The sequence below is a fragment of the bacterium genome (assembly GCA_021372535.1).
Taxonomy (GTDB): Bacteria; Latescibacterota; Latescibacteria; order Latescibacterales; family Latescibacteraceae; genus JAFGMP01.
The window spans coordinates 67,386-84,622 of record JAJFUH010000036.1 but is presented as its reverse complement, the minus strand read 5'-3'; the positions used below and the strand labels follow the sequence as shown (position 1 = coordinate 84,622).

At 51.1% G+C, this 17,237-nt stretch carries 18 protein-coding genes and 1 tRNA gene; 2 read left to right on the top strand and 17 right to left on the bottom strand.

Annotation, left to right across the window (positions count from 1 at the left end; genetic code table 11):
- The 15 genes from LLG96_03620 to LLG96_03550 form a co-directional block, all read right to left on the bottom strand.
- Positions 1-1,354 (bottom strand): hypothetical protein (locus tag LLG96_03620; protein MCE5249287.1); only part of this gene is annotated, 1,354 nt, incomplete at its 3' end.
- 30 nt (positions 1,355-1,384) lie between these two features.
- Entirely contained in the window at positions 1,385-3,184 is a 1,800-nt protein-coding gene (locus LLG96_03615; protein MCE5249286.1) for a penicillin-binding protein activator, read from the bottom strand.
- Positions 3,181-3,687, bottom strand: coding sequence for a bifunctional nuclease family protein (locus tag LLG96_03610; GenBank protein ID MCE5249285.1), 507 nt, complete (start codon positions 3,685-3,687; stop codon positions 3,181-3,183). Before LLG96_03610 ends, LLG96_03615 begins: the two co-directional genes overlap by 4 nt.
- Positions 3,688-3,733: 46 nt before the next feature.
- The gene (gene rplI / locus LLG96_03605; protein MCE5249284.1) at positions 3,734-4,177 is read right to left on the bottom strand and encodes a 50S ribosomal protein L9; all 444 of its coding nucleotides are present in this window, start codon (positions 4,175-4,177) and stop codon (positions 3,734-3,736) included.
- Entirely contained in the window at positions 4,161-5,165 is a 1,005-nt protein-coding gene (locus LLG96_03600; protein MCE5249283.1) for a YybS family protein, read from the bottom strand. Before LLG96_03600 ends, rplI begins: the two co-directional genes overlap by 17 nt.
- A 48-nt stretch (positions 5,166-5,213) precedes the next feature.
- Positions 5,214-5,441, bottom strand: a complete 228-nt coding sequence (rpsR, locus tag LLG96_03595) for a 30S ribosomal protein S18 (protein ID MCE5249282.1) — start codon at positions 5,439-5,441, stop codon at positions 5,214-5,216.
- Entirely contained in the window at positions 5,438-5,998 is a 561-nt protein-coding gene (gene rpsF / locus LLG96_03590) for a 30S ribosomal protein S6 (protein MCE5249281.1), read from the bottom strand. The genes rpsR and rpsF overlap by 4 nt, the downstream gene beginning before the upstream one ends.
- Before the next feature lie 198 nt (positions 5,999-6,196).
- Entirely contained in the window at positions 6,197-8,212 is a 2,016-nt protein-coding gene (locus LLG96_03585) for a sodium-translocating pyrophosphatase (protein ID MCE5249280.1), read from the bottom strand.
- A gap of 35 nt (positions 8,213-8,247) precedes the next feature.
- On the bottom strand, positions 8,248-8,877 hold the full coding sequence (gene pth / locus LLG96_03580; protein MCE5249279.1) for an aminoacyl-tRNA hydrolase: 630 nt from the start codon (positions 8,875-8,877) through the stop codon (positions 8,248-8,250).
- 4 nt (positions 8,878-8,881) lie between these two features.
- Positions 8,882-9,517, bottom strand: coding sequence for a 50S ribosomal protein L25 (locus LLG96_03575; GenBank protein ID MCE5249278.1), 636 nt, complete (start codon positions 9,515-9,517; stop codon positions 8,882-8,884).
- A 52-nt stretch (positions 9,518-9,569) separates the two neighbouring features.
- Positions 9,570-9,644: transfer RNA gene (locus LLG96_03570), tRNA-Gln, on the bottom strand.
- A gap of 166 nt (positions 9,645-9,810) precedes the next feature.
- On the bottom strand, positions 9,811-11,064 hold the full coding sequence (locus LLG96_03565) for a glucuronate isomerase (GenBank protein MCE5249277.1): 1,254 nt from the start codon (positions 11,062-11,064) through the stop codon (positions 9,811-9,813).
- A 53-nt stretch (positions 11,065-11,117) separates the two neighbouring features.
- The gene (queC, locus tag LLG96_03560) at positions 11,118-11,810 is read right to left on the bottom strand and encodes a 7-cyano-7-deazaguanine synthase QueC (protein ID MCE5249276.1); all 693 of its coding nucleotides are present in this window, start codon (positions 11,808-11,810) and stop codon (positions 11,118-11,120) included.
- The gene (gene queD, locus LLG96_03555) at positions 11,807-12,190 is read right to left on the bottom strand and encodes a 6-carboxytetrahydropterin synthase QueD (GenBank protein ID MCE5249275.1); all 384 of its coding nucleotides are present in this window, start codon (positions 12,188-12,190) and stop codon (positions 11,807-11,809) included. The genes queC and queD overlap by 4 nt, the downstream gene beginning before the upstream one ends.
- 42 nt (positions 12,191-12,232) lie before the next feature.
- The gene (locus LLG96_03550) at positions 12,233-12,967 is read right to left on the bottom strand and encodes a hypothetical protein (protein MCE5249274.1); all 735 of its coding nucleotides are present in this window, start codon (positions 12,965-12,967) and stop codon (positions 12,233-12,235) included.
- A gap of 117 nt (positions 12,968-13,084) precedes the next feature.
- Here LLG96_03550 and rlmN point away from each other — a divergent pair, with 117 nt between their 5' ends.
- Together rlmN and LLG96_03540 are read left to right on the top strand one after the other, a co-directional pair.
- Positions 13,085-14,125, top strand: coding sequence for a 23S rRNA (adenine(2503)-C(2))-methyltransferase RlmN (rlmN, locus tag LLG96_03545; protein MCE5249273.1), 1,041 nt, complete (start codon positions 13,085-13,087; stop codon positions 14,123-14,125).
- Positions 14,126-14,399: 274 nt separating this feature from the next.
- A complete protein-coding gene (locus LLG96_03540) occupies positions 14,400-15,371 on the top strand; it encodes a hypothetical protein (GenBank protein MCE5249272.1) in 972 nt (323 codons plus the stop codon).
- Positions 15,372-15,459: 88 nt separating this feature from the next.
- On the opposite strand, the gene LLG96_03535 is transcribed toward LLG96_03540, so the two are convergent.
- Positions 15,460-16,335: a ParB/RepB/Spo0J family partition protein gene (locus tag LLG96_03535; GenBank protein MCE5249271.1), complete on the bottom strand. Its 876-nt coding sequence runs from the start codon at positions 16,333-16,335 to the stop codon at positions 15,460-15,462.
- Complete coding sequence (locus LLG96_03530; GenBank protein MCE5249270.1) at positions 16,328-17,089, bottom strand: AAA family ATPase; 762 nt, start codon at positions 17,087-17,089, stop codon at positions 16,328-16,330. The genes LLG96_03535 and LLG96_03530 overlap by 8 nt, the downstream gene beginning before the upstream one ends.
- Between the last annotated feature and the right edge of the window lie 148 nt (positions 17,090-17,237).

Here is a 17,237-nt window from a genome sequence, read left to right as displayed (position 1 = left end):
GAAGAACGATATTCAATTTTTCGCGCGATTCGGGCAGCGGTGACGTTTTTCTTCTGTAGAGCATACCAGCAAGGTCCATGGACGCAAGGAAACGTGCGCCAAAAGGAAGCCCTGCCTGGAGCGCAGAATAAACTCCCTCTTCATTCGATGTATTCCCAAAAGAGGAAAACCCGCTTGAGTGCAGCGACCAGTACCCTGTGCTGTAATGTCTGAACAACACGGAACTCTTTATATTTTTTTGTGTTACTGTAACTCCACCGATATATGCATGTTCTCCGCCATCCATATAAACGAGCTCTCCGAATACGGTTCCCGGGCCATGCGAAAATGAGCCGTCAAACGAAACATGACGGAATACCGAGCCTTCGGGATCGTAGTAATATTCCTCGCCTTCCTTACGGGCAAGCGAGGGATTGTAATCCGAAACCACGCCCGCGACAGCGCAGATAAGCCTCTCATATGGAGTGAATACAACCCGTGCGGCATGTATTTTTTCCGTCAGATTATTGTGCACGCTTCCCGCAAGATGGTAGCCGGTGTCACGGATCGTTATGGCTTTCCCTTCTCCGTCAAGCGTCGCATCGAGGCGCCGGACCGATGTCCATGCATGAACGGTAAACAGCTTTCTTTTCACCGATACATACCCGCCACGCAGAAAACGTGTTTCCTCAAACGAGGTGTTGACCACATTCTCCGGGTCGCGGAGCAAGATGCTTGCGCCGTTTCCATAGACACGGCCATACCGTGAAAACAGGAGTCCCTGGGCAAATCCGGGGCGAAAATCCCCGATGACCACACGTGTTCGGCCCTGGTCGAGATTAAGTTCGACACTGCCGGAAAACAGGTCGAAGGCTTCCGGCTCCCCGGGATCGCGTTCACCGAGCACTGTAAACCGTATTCTGTGCCCGTTTTGAGCCTCCAATCGGGTATAATATCTGCTTTCTGGAAATGTTGCATCTTCAGGATTGTATATGATACCCTGTCGCAGAGAGCCGGAAAAATCACGGATGGACAACGGCATCTGCGGCAGTGTGTAATATGCAAGCACTGCATATTCCATGGGGGACAATCCGGGAATGTCCTCGATGTGTGATTGAACATATGAAAATGAGAGGGAATCACGGGCGGCGATGACCGTGCGGGCGGATTCGGCAGTAAAAAAGGGGAGTTCAAGAAACGAATCCATAGAAGCTTTAGCGAGATTGAAGGAAGGCGGCAGGTCGGAACAGACGGATTCTATGTCGACATCGTCATCGAGGAATCCGTTCATATCGAGCGCATTGAGATACCGGGATCGAGCAGAAGCAATGACTGCAACCAGAAAAGCCCAACATAAAAGGCGTTTCATATTCATTATGCATATACCCGGAGATTGCCGGTACTGTCATTCACCCGAAACCGGTGATTTATGAGGTATTCTGATATAGGTACCGTTCTGTATTTTTATAAAATCGACTGCGATGTTGGTCCGGCGTTCGGGATCGATGGTGATCATTGATGATAAGCCTTTGTATTCCCGCAGCGATTGAAGAGCGGTGCGGATATCTTCCGGGTTTCGGGCGCCGTTTGCAAGACACTCGAGAACGATCGCCAGCGCGTCATATCCTTTCAATGATATAATATCACTGACAGTACTGCTGTAATCGCTTCCAAAGGCACCGAAATAATCGCCGCCCGCCGATACGATATACGAACCGTCCACAGCGTTTCCGCCTTCCTCGGCGATGTTTTCACTGCTCCATCCCGAATCACCCAGAAGAATGGTGCTGATATTATACTCGATGATATGCTGGGCAATCAGGATAGCGTCGAACGCAAGAGCGGAAACAAGAATACCGTCGATGGTATGTATCGGGACAAGACGCTGGGGACCGTACAGAGCGGGATCGAGCTTAACGATTATCGTATCGGGAAAAGCGCTTCCGTTGTCGATAACGATCGTGCTTTCGGGAAGCGCGTGGGATTCCGGGGCGTTATCGCGGAAACTCATGATAACCGGATTCATGTCCTGAAGCGCTATGTTCTGGTCGACAAGGGCGGTTTTGATGACACGGGCGCCTCGCTGCATAACCTCGCTCCCGAATTTTTCGGAAACTTCTTCGCCCCAGTCATCCTTGGTTGCGATTATGCCGACGGTGGAAAAACCGAGCGTGTTCACGGCAAAATCGGCCAGTGCTTCCGCCTGAACGGATGGATTCAGATTCAACTGGAAAACATAATCGCCGATTTCGGTCAAGCCGCTGTTCTGGGCGGTCGGGGCAACAAAAGGGATATGCGATGCATTTGCCTCGACAGCTGCGGTAACCGTGGACTCCCCGTAGACAGGACCGATAATGGCTACAACACCCTCCTCAATGAGTGCACGTGTTTTGAGAACGGCGGTGATCTGGTCTGATTCGGTGTCCTCGACGACAAGGCTGACCGAGTCGCCCAGGGCATTCTTTTCATCGAATGCCGCTTTCACACCCTTCAGGAGGAGTTCGCCCTGCTGCGAGTAAACACCGGTGAGCGGGGCAAGAAGCCCTATTCTGAGAACGGTTTCCATTCCCTGTGGCGGGGGTACGGATTGCGTTTCCGGCCCGGTATCGAGGGTAAAAGAAGACCGGTTGTCGCCGGTATCGAATGGTTCTGCCTGATCGAGGTCGGATTCCTTGATGCCACGTTCGCTGAGCGCGGCCGTAAACGTATCCGAATCGACAGCAGGCTGAATCACAAAGCGCAAGGCCCGGAGCGAGTGCTTTTTCACATTTTCATCATGCGAATCGGCGGCGAGACGGGTGAGTATATCGAGCGCTTCCTGCAGCTTGTTCTGACGGAAATAACAAGCGCTGATAATATAATCGGTCCACTCGGCATACCCGCTTTTCGGGTACAGACGTTTCAGGTCAGAAGCGACCGAGACCGCCTGGTCGAAATCGCCAATATTGTAATATGTCTTGGAAAGAAGCATGTAGGAATGAGTGATACGGGGGGATGTTTTGTATTTTTCCACAATTTCGGAAAAATCGAGACGAGCGGAAACATACTTCCCCTGATTGAATCTCACGAGCCCGCGTCTGAAAAGTGCTTCGGCAGTACCGTTATCGGCTCCGGCATTGCCCCCGGCCACCAGGATCAGGGTCAAGGCAATCACCGTGCACATCGCTTTTCTGGCGTAAAATTTGAGCATATGAACAACAATCACAGGTTGAAGTCACCGAAATCCTCAGGATTGATATTCCTGAGACGTTTTTTCAAATCGAGCGGTAAAAATGTATCAGCCTCATCATCGGGGTCTTCGGCATTCGGCGAAAGCTCGATCATCGACTCATCGAGTTCTTCCGAAATATAGATTGGAGCTTTCATTTTCAGCGCCATAGCGATTGAATCGGATGGTCTCGCATCGATCTCGATTATAGCGTTTTCGGAAGCCTTGATATAAAATTTTGCATAAAATGTGTTGTCTTTCAACGAGCTCACGACAACTTTCTGAACTATTGCATCAAGCCCGTTCAAGACCGACTTAAGAAGATCATGCGTCAAAGGCCTCTTGTACGAGACACCGGAAAGCTCAAGGGCAATGGCGCCTGCCTCGCTCGGTCCGATCCAGATAGTCAGAAAACGGTTTCCCGTCCGTTCTTTCAAAAGAACGACCGGAGCATTGGAAAGCGTATCGTACGCCAGCCCCGATACAAATACCTCAATCATGAAGCCGAATCCTGCTGTAATGTTTTATGCTGAGGATTGCGAAATATTATTCCTTGACAACCCAGACTTTTATACGTGCTTCGATAGCCGCGCCGAGATCAACCCCGACTTCATACACGCCGAGTTCCTTGATCGGTTCCGCAATGTTGATCTTCCGGTGATTGCATTCATATCCCTTTTCTTTCAGGAGATCGGCAATCGTATGGGTAGTGACGGAACCGAACAGTTTGCCGTCATCACCGACTTTAACCGCGGCGGTAAGAGAGATTTTCTCGATCTCTTTTTTAAACTGTTCGGCTTCGATGCGGATTTTCTCCTGCTCTTTGGCCTTAAAGACTTTTTCGTGCTCGTACACTTTAAGGTTGCTGTCCGTAGACAGGTATGCGAATCCCCGGGGAACAAGATAATTACGGGCATACCCGGGTTTTACCTCGATAATCTGGCCTGCACGGCCTTTCCCTTTTACATCTTCTCTAAGAATCACTTTCATCTTTGTTTTCCTCTTCTTCACCGTTTGTCTGCGTTGAGAACGGTAATGATCTCAGATTGAACCAATTATCAATAATACCGGTAAAAATCAAAATAACAAACGAAAATGTTATCGTTACAAAAAAGATCAGCCAGAAAAACACACGCGGGAAACGCCCCATGGATACCCTGTTCATGAAATGCATGACAACCGCAAGCCCTTGAATCCCATATAAAAACGCCATGATAAACAACAGATTGAGAGCGACCGGCAACAAGGGTTTGAACTCCCCCAGATACAATCCGAGGCCCAGAATAAAAAGCCAGACCGCGTGAAACGGCAGAGCAAATGCATACAGCGGTGGTACCGGCTCAGGTTCCTCCCTGAGCCTCACCATCAACCATCGCGCGCCAAGAAACGACAGCCAGGATACGACAAGGGACCCCAGAAAGAGTATCCCAAGACTGACCCGGAAAAAGAATTTGAACAGGTACAGGGCATTTTCAACAGCATTGACCGCATCATCATTCGACATGAACGCCTTATACATCTCGAGCGATTCATTCCTGATATCATCGAGCACATCCGCGGGAACGCCGCCGGCAATCAGGGGAAATCCGAACGCAACGGCCAGTACGAAACCAGGAAGCGCAACCGCGGCAAGTCTCCCGGTAAATCTGCCGCCGAACCATGCCGATTCACCGAGAACCACACCCATCAAGGCAGTTTTAAGGAAAATCACCGAAGTTACCGAGAATCCGGGATATGCCATGAACAGGGAAACCGCCGTTCCGATGAGCGTATACACAGCCCCCATGCCCCATGAGTACTTGCGGCTCAGTACTGCGGCAAGCACGATAAACGGGATTTCAATGGGCCCGATGCTCAGGAATTCAACGACGTAATGTGCGGCATCGATATCGCCCACAATCCAGGTGAAAAGAGCCCCGGCTGACACTCCTGCGCCCAATGATACTATGAGCTGGTTTAAACGATTCGAGTATACCATTCAGATCCCTGTCTCACCGCTCGATGTACGAATCAATTTATCCGTATATTATCGAATGCTCTCGGACGTAAACGGTAAAATCGCCATGTACCGCGCCCGCTTGATCGCCGTATTTATTTTACGCTGGTGTTTGGCACATGTTCCGGTCATACGTCGCGGTATTATTTTCCCCCGCTCGGTAATATATGCACGCCATTTTCTTTCATTCTTGTAATTAAAATCACGGTCCTTGTTCTCACAGAACCTGCATACCTTCACTTTTGTCTTCAGCACTATTCCACCTCCTTGGTATCGTCGGCATCATCATTTTCATCCGGTTCGTTATCATCGGAATCAGAATCGCCATCCAAAGCTTCTTCCCCACTCTCGTCATTCTCATCATCCCCGTCAATAGCCTCATCATCGGACAACTCGTCGATGGTATCGGTTTCCTCTTCGGGTAATTCTTCCGGCAGTTCGATTTCATCTTCCGCAATCGCAACGGATTCCGCAGCCACCGTTCCACTGGCCGGCGCTATGGTCTCGTCCCTGATGTAATCGGGGTGTTTCCCATCGGTCACAAGGGTCATGAACCGGAGAATACTTTCGTTGAGCTTCAATTCGTTTTCAAACGGCTTGATCATGGAAGGATCGGCGCTGTAATAAAATATGACATAATAACCATGGGTGCGTTTCTTGACCACATAGGCCAATTCACGCTGTCCCCACCGTACAATTCGGATGATTTCGGCACCCAATTTTTTCAGTGAAGCCTCGAATTTTCCGATCAGCGCTTCACGCTGCGTCTGATCGAACGTACCATCGATAATAAATGTGGTATCGTATTTTCTCATTATTTCCTCCCTCCGGACACCGGCTCATCCCGATCCAGGGCTGGATGGCGATGAGCAGGGATACATGATTGAAAAAATTATTATTGCGGGCCCGGCCGCTGGTGCATGAACCAGGCCCGTTATATTATGATGTAACTTAAAAAAGCTCTATATAATAATACCGGGTACTCCTCAGGATTACTGTGAAAGAACCGTCCGTTATTTCCCCAGATGAAGAAGCAGCGGAGCCAGAACCAGCGAAACCACGCTCATGAGCTTGATGAGAATGTTCATGGCAGGACCGCTTGTATCCTTGAACGGATCGCCGATGGTATCGCCGACAACCGCGGCTTTATGAGCCGGGGAACCCTTGCCGCCATGAAGACCCGCTTCGATCGTTTTCTTGGCGTTGTCCCATGCGCCTCCGGCATTCGCCATAAAGAGCGCCATGAGAACACCGGTCACCGTCGCGCCGCCGAGGAATCCGCCAAGCGCGGCACTGCCGATGATCAAACCAACGAGAATGGGAGCGATAACCGCCGTAAGCCCCGGAAGGAGCATCTCGACGAGCGCGGCTTTTGTCGAAATCTGCACGCACTTCGCGGTATCGGGTTTTGCTTTGCCTTCCATAAGCCCGGGTATTTCACGGAACTGACGGCGGACTTCCTCGACCATCTTAAAGGCTGCCTTGCCGACTGAACGCATGGTGGAGGAAGCGACAAAGAACGGAAGACATCCGCCCAGAAACAGGCCGATAACGACTTGTGTATTGAGAAGGTCGATACTGGTGATCTGCGCCGCCGAAGCAAACGCCGCAAACAGAGTGAGCGCGGTCAGAGCGGCGGAACCGATGGCGAAGCCTTTCCCCATTGCCGCCGTGGTGTTTCCGAGGGAATCGAGCTTGTCGGTAATGGCGCGGGTTTCAGGCCCGAGACCGCTCATTTCGGAAATTCCTCCGGCATTATCGGCGATAGGACCATAAGCATCAACGGTCATGGTGACACCGACAGTCGCAAGCATGCCGACCGCCGCAATACCGATGCCGTAAAGACCCGCAGACTGATAAGAAACGTATATGGCTATACAGAGAACGATAACGGGAGCTATGGTGGATTCCATACCGATGGAAAGACCGGTAATCACATTAGTTGCAGGTCCGGTCAACGATGCATCGGCGATTTTCCGTATCGGATTCCCGCCGGTATAGTACTCGGTTATAAGTCCGATGATGATACCGGCAATTGTCCCGGAGACAATCGCCCAGAACGGGCCGCTCACACCGGTCAAGCCGGTAATCAGGAAATACGCGGCTACGAGAAACAGCCCCGCGCTGATGAAGGTCGAGTATCTCAATGCGCTGGCGGGATCGATATTCTTGAGAATCTTGATTGAAAAAACGCCGAAAAACGATGCCACCAGTCCGAGCATGATTATGTAAATGGGAAGCTGCATGAATACAAGCTGGTTGTTCACAATTACATCGCCGAATCTCAGGGATGCGGTCGCAGTGGCGGCGATTGCCAGCGTACCGACAACCGAACCGACATACGATTCGAATATGTCCGCGCCAAGCCCGGCGATATCGCCGACATTATCGCCGACATTGTCAGCGATGGTGGCCGGATTTCTCGGATCGTCCTCGGGAATCCCCGCTTCCACTTTACCAACGAGGTCGGCGCCCACATCGGCGGCTTTCGTATAAATTCCGCCGCCAACCCTCGCAAACAGAGCTATGGACGATGCTCCCATCGCAAAACCGCTGATAATCGACGATTCATGCGGCGAAGGATATATCTTGAAAAATATCGAAAGACCGAGAAGGCCAAGGCTCGCAACAGCAAGACCCATCACCGCGCCGCCGAAATAAGCAACCGTCAACGCCCGTCCCTGACCGAACTGGTTTGCCGCCCAGGAGGTTCTGACATTGGCGCGTGTTGCCGCATTCATCCCGATAAAACCGGCAATCACCGAGCATGCTGCACCGGAAACAAATGCAATCGCAGTCTGAAAACCGAACTGCGGCAAGAAGAATGCAAGCAGGAGAAATACTATAATTGCATATACAAGGAGTACCGTATATTCCTGCCTGAGAAACGCCATTGCACCGGTATGAATTTCGTCGGAAATATGTTTCATGATATCGGTGCCTGCAGGCTGCCTCTTAATCCAGGCATAAATTAACAGAACAATAGCAAGCCCGAGTAATCCAAGAAATGGGGCGACGGTAAGTAACATGCAACCATCCTCCGTGAGTTTTGTGATTGTGGGGATTACACTTGTGAAATTACAGTGTTCGCTTTTTCATACCCCCCGGTAATCCATGCCTCAACAACAGAAACAGACTGTGCAAGTGATGTGTGTAACGCCGGTAAATCGTCCGGTTTGAACGAACCGAGGACAAATTCGATCATTTCCGATCCGGGCGGCCGAGGGCCGACGCCGATCCTCAAGCGATTGAATTCTTCGGTCCCGAGATGCTGAACAATGCTTTTAAGGCCGTTATGGCTGCCCGCGGAACCTTTTGAGCGCAGCCTGATACGTCCTACATCAAGATCAACGTCATCCACAACGATAAGCAGTTCACTGATGTCCCTGAAAATTCCGCGGCTCCGCAGACTCGTCAGAGCCCGTCCCGAATCGTTCATAAATGTTATCGGTTTTACAAAACAGCACCGGATGGCATCGATCTCTGTTTCTATACTTAAAAAGGGACCGTTCGACTTTTTAAAACGGGGTTTTGCCCCCATAAAACGCCGCGAGAAATCAAGGCCGGTAATAGGAAACTTCATACTGTTGTCGAAACGCCCGTCAACGATGCTGTCCAGAAGCATAAAACCGGCATTATGCCGTGTTTTCGCATAGGCGTTACCCGGATTACCGAGTCCCACGACAGTGAGCACAAACTTATTCCTCCTCGCCGATAACCTCAGGCTCGGCGGGCAATTCACCTTCTTCAGCCGGTGCTTCTTCCACAACCTTCGCGATTTTCGGTGCAATTACATGAACAACAGTGCTGGTTTTTTCGGATATAAATTCAAAATCTGTTGTCGCAATATCACCGATATGAACTGCATCACCGAGATGCAGACCGGAAACATCGATGGTGATACGCTCCGGAATATTCACAGGCAGGCACAGAATCTCAAGAGTGTGCAGGCTGTGCTCGAGGATACCGCCTTCGTTCTTCACTCCCTCGGGAACACCGGTCAGTTGAACGGGAACGGAGATACGTATCTTTTCTTTGAGGTTAATATGCTTCAGATCGACATGAATAATGTCGCCTGAGATAGGATCGTGCTGAATGTCGTAGATAAATGCTTTGATTTTTTTCTTTGATGTATCAACGCCGAGATTAACAATCACATTTCTTCCAAAAGCATGAAGCAGGTTCAACAGCTCTTTCATATTGATCGTCAGCATCGAAGGTTCTTCGCCGGGACCATAGAGTATCCCCGGAATCAGCCCTTCACGTCTGAGCTGTTTAGCCGCCTGTTTACCTTTTTGTTCTCGTTTATGCGCAACCAAACTCGCTTCCGGCATTATACCTCCCACGTTAGTATATGTTATCGTTATAATAAGCGCTGATATATAATGGCTGGGGCGGGAGGATTCGAACCTCCGATTGCGAGATCCAAAATCTCGTGACTTACCACTTGTCGACGCCCCAACAGGTCATCAAACTTAGTCTTTTAAGATAATTGATTTAATATGTAAAGTCAAATAAAAATCAACAATATCTGCCCAAAAACAGAGAACCCTCATTATCGGCAATAAATCTGCCGAACAGGAATAAACACGGAATCAGTTGAAATTCTCACTATTATTCCTGAATATCACTTATCTCCAAGGAATTTCTCGAAAATACCTCCGAACAGCAATGAAACATCACGCCGCACTTCTTCCCCGGTTATTTTCCATCCCGCTTCAGCAAGATCGCTGTATTTTTCAACAAGCAGGTCGGCGATGACCGTCCTCGAGTGCTTCCACTTGTACAAGAGCTGATCGAGAACCCTGGCATCGGAATGCTGGGGAATCATGGAAAGTCCGAGAAGCTCCAGACGCTCGGCGGTCATTTCACGGATGATGCTGGGATTGTTGAGAAACCACCAGCAGCCGAAAATCATGAGATTCGGGAACTTACGGGCGGTCACACAGAGCTCGTGCTGGTTCTCGCGGCTGAGCATGGTAACGAAGAATTTATTGTCCGGATATGTGGAACACAGGCGCTCGACCGTGGCAATATCGGCTTTACCGAGGCTGTCGCCCGCCAATCCGAGGCCGGGATTAACATGTTTTTTGACTCCGATCATCATGGCAAAAGGAAGGCCGAGCTCCCTGCCAACCGGCAGGATACACTCCTCAATAATCCGTCCGCAGGGCGAATCGTCCGGATATTCGAACGAGGGGGGCAGCGAGGCCGCCATATATGCCGGTTTCATGATAGCCGACCAGTCGGTCAGAAACCGCCGTATCTCACTGAGAGTCCAGCTTCCGAGACGCTGTTCCACATCATAACCCCACCCGGAAAGGGCCGTGCACGCGTTTTCCCAGTCGACGAGAAGCCTGTCGATACGGAGAGCCGCCCGAAAACGTTTATCGCGTTTCATCGTCCTTTTCCACCGGGGACGTTCGAGATCGTCAAACGGGTCGTTGGTCATGACAACCTCGCGGATACCGGCGATATCGAAAACACGGTCGATATAATCCGCAACTTTCAAATTTTTAAAATACGCGCGGTATAAACCCAGATTCCGTTCGGCGGGATCGAGTCCCAGTGCTTTAAGACAGGTGACTATCCCCCGGCAGGCCTCCGAGACGGGCGACCGCTCTATAAAGAGATGTTTCCAGATATAGTCCGCCTGCTCCACTTTCGTTTTCGACCAGAACTCTTCATATGGCAGGGGCGCAGCACGGAATACTTCCGCAATAAGGTAATGATAGGTCAGAAGCTCATCGATACCCCACAGGAGCATTTCGCCGAAATTCGTGTCATACAGATGAGTATGAACATCGAGAACGGGGGTCTGATCTACTGCGGCGACAACGGTTTCCCTCAAAGAATCAGCACTATTTTTATCCTTGTTCATCTCATTCTCCTGCAATGCTCAATAAATGTTACATAAAGTCATGTATCACCAACTCATATGGCATACCGTGTCGGATCGGGAACTCCGGCTTCGGCAAATCCCTTTTTTCTGAGGAGACAGCTGTCGCAGCTGCCGCATGCGCACCCGTCCGGCGCAGGATCGTAACAACTGTGCGTGAGAGAATAATCGACGCCGAGTTCGATACCCTTCCTGATAATCTGGGCTTTGGTCATGTTAATGAGCGGCGTATGGATTGTGAAACGGGAGCCTTCCACCCCATCGCGGGTGGCAAGGTTCGCCATGGTTTCAAACGCTTTGATGAATTCAGGGCGGCAGTCAGGATATCCGGAATAGTCGACGGCGGTGACACCGATGAAAATATCGTGGGCGCCGAGCGATTCCGCCCAGCCGAGGGCAATCGAGAGGAATATGGTATTCCGCGCGGGAACGTATGTGACAGGAATCGACCGTGAGATGTCCGCATCGGACCGGTTTTTGGGGACATCGATATCACCGGTCAGCGCGGAGCCGCCGATCTGCCTCAGATCGAGATCGACGACGATCATGCGGGCAGCATTCATGGACTCCGCAACCCGGCGCGCCGAGTCGAGCTCGCAGGCATGACGCTGGCCGTATCCGAAACTGATGACGTATGGCTCATAACCCTCATGGCATGCAATCGCAAGCGTCGTCGATGAATCTATACCACCCGAAAGGAGGACGACAGCTTTTTTCGTAACGCTCATGAGGTTTCCCGATCCCTGCTGTAGGTTACACGGTAACGGTCGCTTTCGGCTACCGTAACCGAAAGAACGGAGACATCCCCGGTTTCGATTTGCCCGGCAATTCGGTCATAAATAATCCGCGCGAGGTTTTCCGCTGTCGGATTGACAGTCGAAAACTCATCAAGGTCGTTGAGATTCTGATGATCGAAACGGTCGACGATTCCATCGAGCACAGAAGCGATTTTTTTAAAATCCATGCCTATCCCCAGCGCATCCAGGGCATGCACACCGACTGTTACCGAAACTTTCCATGAATGGCCGTGGAGACGGGAACATGCGCCGTCATATTCCCTGAGCTGGTGTGCGGCGGAGAACGATGAATCAACCGTCAATTCATACATTGCAGGGCACCTCGTACGGAAAACATGCGGGAAGAAACCTGGTTATTTTCCGGGAAAAGCGGATGTTTTCCAACCGACACGAACGAGCGTTCTTTTTTCAAAAGTCATGACAAACACGATAAACGGATTTTTACTGCTGAGAAGGTCTTCCCCGAAAAAAGTTTTCCTGTTGAAATACAGTGTGATATCGCGTTTTAAGAGACGGCGCGGCAGATAGACCCGGTGGAAGTCGGAAAATATGGAATCCCTCTGCGCCGTAACAGGCGATACGACGATATCCGCCGGCTCGATCATTATTCCCCGAGAGTTTTCGATATACATCGACCAGAGCTTGGGTTCCATCGATTTGGACGAGAAACCCGATTCCATGGTTATGCGGATGCGGAACATTCCGGGTCTTTCCTGCTCGGTCAGGTATTTTTCTCTGTAGGATTCGCAGGCAGCGGCGTCGAGAGAATCCGAAAAACAGTGGCGGGCTATATCTGCTTCGGTCGACAGGCTGTCCAGAAGGGTTGCCATGCAGTAAATATCGTTCTCGTGGTTCGGATCGACCGTGCGCACGGATGTACCGGAACTTACAAGGGGATTCTGGACTTTAAAAGATGTCGTGTATACTTTAAGGGTAGAATCGGCAGATTGAGAGGTGGTAAACTGCAACGGCTTATACGAGCTGATATCGGCGAATAAATCCACATTGCGGATGCTCTTTGTTCCTCCTCCGCATGAGGCCATGATTACCGTGCACAGTGACAGTATCAGGATGCACCGATGTTGCATTGTATTATTCATGGATGAAAATATACACAAACGCGACGAGCAATGCAAGAACCCAAAATGCTCTTGCACGTTTAAATGTCATATGGTAAATTCACCTCCATAATAAAGGAAACCACCATGGATAAAACCATACTGACGGGATTACTGCCCCACGAAATCTCGTCGCTTTTAACGGGAACGAAAGAAAAATACCGCGGGGATCAGATATTCAGGTGGATTCATGAACGCTGCGCCGTCTCGTTCGATGAAATGACCAATCTCGCCAGGAGCTTCCGCGAAGAAATCGCCGACCGCTTCATCATCGGCGCCGTACGGGAGTCCGATCATATTCGATCCGCCGACGAATCGACCGAAAAATTTGTCTGGGAGCTCAGTGACGGAAACCGTATCGAGAGCGTGATAATCCGCGACGAAGACAGGACTACCGCGTGCATATCCTCCCAGGTCGGGTGTAAAATGAACTGTGCGTTCTGCCGCACGGGCGCCATGGGTTTCATCCGTAACCTGACCGCTGGAGAGATTGTCGATCAACTCCTCAGGATGAGAAGCCGGCTCAAGGCATCCGGAGGCGATTTGACCAACATCGTGTTCATGGGCATGGGAGACCCGCTCGATAATCTCGATGCAGTCCTCAAGGCGATTAAAATCATCACCATGGAAACGGGGCTTTCCATCGGCCAGCGCAAAGTGACCGTCTCGACATGCGGGCTCATTCCCGGTTTCGCGCGCCTTGCCGGTGAATTTAGGCGCATCGGCCTCGCACTGTCGCTCAACGCCTCCGATGACGAGCTCCGCAATGAACTCATGCCGATAAACCGCCGCTACCCGATAGCCGCGCTGCTTGCCGCGGCGCGCGAGTTTGCACGCACGACAAAGCGGAGAGTGACGTTCGAGTATATCCTCATCGACGGCGTCAACGACTCTCCGGAACACGCGATGAAGCTCCGCGCTCTTGCCCGCACCGTCCCATCGAAGGTCAATCTCATCGTCTACAATGAATTCGAGGGTTCGCCATTCAGACGGCCATCGAACGAAAGGGTCGAGGAATTCCAGAAAATCCTGTTCGCGGGCAATGTCACGGCACTTGTGAGAAAAAGCAAAGGCGGCGATATTCTCGCAGCATGCGGACAGCTTGCCATGAAGAGCATATCGCATTGACAGGCATTATGTTATATTATTTCATATAATGTATTACATGATATAACATGCCATAAAACTCTACCGTTCAAAACACGAGATTATCATATTTCACACTTGACATGTTAAACACAAGCTGCATTAAGCAAATTAATAAAGGGTGCAATAGCCCCTGAAATAAATTCAGGGTGACGTTGATGCCGTCATGCTGAACTGGTTTCAGCATCTTCAATAATCACTTCTATTAACTATTCTGCCTGCTTTAATACAGCCTGGCATAACCTTCGGAGCTGCCATGAAACGGAGAAATTTCATACAAACGACATCGCTTGCCGGTACAGCCGGTTTCATCACAACGCTCGGTACGCCGGTTTCCCGTGCACAGAATACAGCCCGCAAACCCTCCGACCCGAACAGGATACTCCGTCTCAAAGGGGAATATTACCGTCACTACCCCATCGATTTCACACAAGGCACCGAAGGCGCGCTCGGATTCAAAGGCTGGGGCGAATCGGTCGATATCGCTGTTCCGGCGGAGGAGACGGCGCTCATTCCCATGCACATCTGGAATATCGGCCTTTCACCGGAGCTGCCGTTCACATCGGAGGGACCGGCGGGCGGAGTCATGGACATGCTCGAATGGGCGAGCAGGTCTGCCCCCATAATCGAGACCGTCATCCCCCCTGTCCTTTCTGCAGCCCGTAAAGCGGGAATAGCGGTCGTTCATGTCGCATCCGACGAGCGGTACGCAAAAAAGTACCCCGGCTTCAACCGGGCTGTCGGTCTTGCCGGTGCTGAGCCGCGCGGCCTTTCAAAAGCGCCGGGTGCGGACACTCCGAAACCTCCCGATGACCGTAAAATCGAGCTTCTGTTCGGCAAACGTTTTACCGAGTCCGAACCGTACTATTCCGCGCATATGGATTTTCCCGATCAGGCAAAGCCGCTCGACAGCGAATACGTTGTCACCACGGCGCACCAGCTCACGGAAGTGCTCCGCGGCATGGGTGTATGGAACCTCGTCTACATCGGATTTGCGATCAACTGGTGTCTCTGGTTCTCGCCGGGCGGAATGCTCGACATGTCACGGCTCGGATACCGGTGCAGCTGTATCCGTGAAGCTGTCACCGCGGTCGAGAACAAGGAGTCGACACGGGGGGAATTCAACAAACAGCAGGCGATGTGGCGAACGAGCCTCATGTTCGGGTACATACACGGGAAGGACGATTTTATCGGGGCCTGCGGTAAGCTCGGAGAGAAAAAGTCATAATAGAACGCGGATTTACGCGGATGATTATTTTTTATAATTTCTTGGCTGCGGTGTTTTTTTCCGGGCGTCTACTATTCTTGGAATTCTTTCAGTCGAGCGGACCGCCCCTGAGGACTTCGAGGATGGTTTCGAGCTCGTCTTTCGAGCGGTAAGCGATCTCGATGCTTCCGCTGCGCTCGTCGCCCCTGATTTTCACCGATGTACCGAACCGGTGCTGGAGTTTATCGCGGAACGATTCGAGGGCGGGAGTCAGTTTTTTCGGCGACGTGATACGCGGCTCATGGGAAAGGGCCTGTTTCACCAGTTGTTCCGCTTTACGGGCGGAAAGCCCCTCCGAGGCGATTCTTTCGGCGAGCTGTTTCTGAAGATCATCGTCCTGAACGACAACGAGGGCGCGGGCGCTTCCCGGGGCAAGCTTCCTTTCGGCGATCATGGTCTGGACACTCTCGCTCAGGGTCAGGAGACGGAGTGTATTCGCCACCGTGCTCCTGTTCTTGCTCACAACGTCCGAAAGCTCCTCCTGGGTCAGATTCATGCTGGTCATGATCTGATGGTATGCCTTCGCTTCTTCGATGGCGTTGAGGTCCTCGCGCTGGATATTTTCGATAAGCGAAAGGATGAGCATCTTCTCATCGGAATCGACATCCATGAGAATGACCTCGATATCCTCGAATTTAAGCTCCTTTGCGGCCCTGTAACGGCGCTCACCGGCGATAAGCTCGAAAAACTCCCCCTTGCGCCGTACCACGGGGGGTTCGAGAATGCCGTTTTCGGCAATCGAGCGCTTCAGGTCTTCGAGCGCATCCTCAGATATCCGTTCACGGGGCTGATGAGGATTGGGGATAATGTCGTTGACGGAAACCCTGATGATTCTCCGGGCAGCCTGCTTCTGATCGGCCGGCTGTTCGAGGTAATCGGTTTTGAAGAGGGCATCGAGGCCCTTGCCAAGCGCTTTCCTATGCATTACTGTCAACCTCTCTGGCCAGTTCGAGATAGGCTTTTGCGCCCACCGAAAGAATATCGTACAGGATTATCGGCTTACCGAAGGATGGAGCCTCGCCTAGTTTCACATTTCGCGTTATGACCGTCTTGTAGACCTTATCCTCAAAATATGAGCGAACCTCTTCGGCAACCTGGTTGGACAGATTGAGACGGCCGTCGAACATGGTGAGCAGAATACCCTCGATAACGAGACGGGGGTTGAGGCTTTTCTGCACAAGCCGTATGGTATTGAGCAACTGCCCTACACCTTCGAGCGCGTAGTATTCGCACTGTATCGGGATAAGAACCGATTTCGCCGCGGTCAGGGCATTCAGTGTCAGAATACCGAGCGATGGCGGACAATCGATAAAAATATACTGATAGTGCCTGTCGAGCGTATCAAGCGCCGCCTGCAGCTTGCGCTCACGGGCCATGAGACTCACCAGCTCGATCTGCGCCCCGGAGAGCCGTATATTGGCAGGCAGCAGCTTGAGGTACTCGATTTCCGTCGATACTATCGCCTCTTCCGCGGGAATTTTTTCTATGAGCAGCTCGTAGATGGTTTTATCGATCGAATCGGCATCGAGACCGAGACCGGATGTCGAATTCGCCTGAGGGTCCATGTCCACGAGCAGCGTTTTCCGTTCAAGGGCGGCAAGACTCGCGGCAAGATTGACAGCCGTTGTGGTTTTGCCGACCCCTCCCTTCTGGTTAGTGATGGCAATGATTCGGGCCATAGTACCTCAGAAAATCCCTGCATAAAAAGTGAATATTCTCTATCGGAAAGATTAATAAATATAGATTTTTGCAGACTGAAAATCAAGCGTGTTCGGGTATATGAGAAAAATACATGAAAAACAGGCTCGTCTTAACCCTGATATTGTA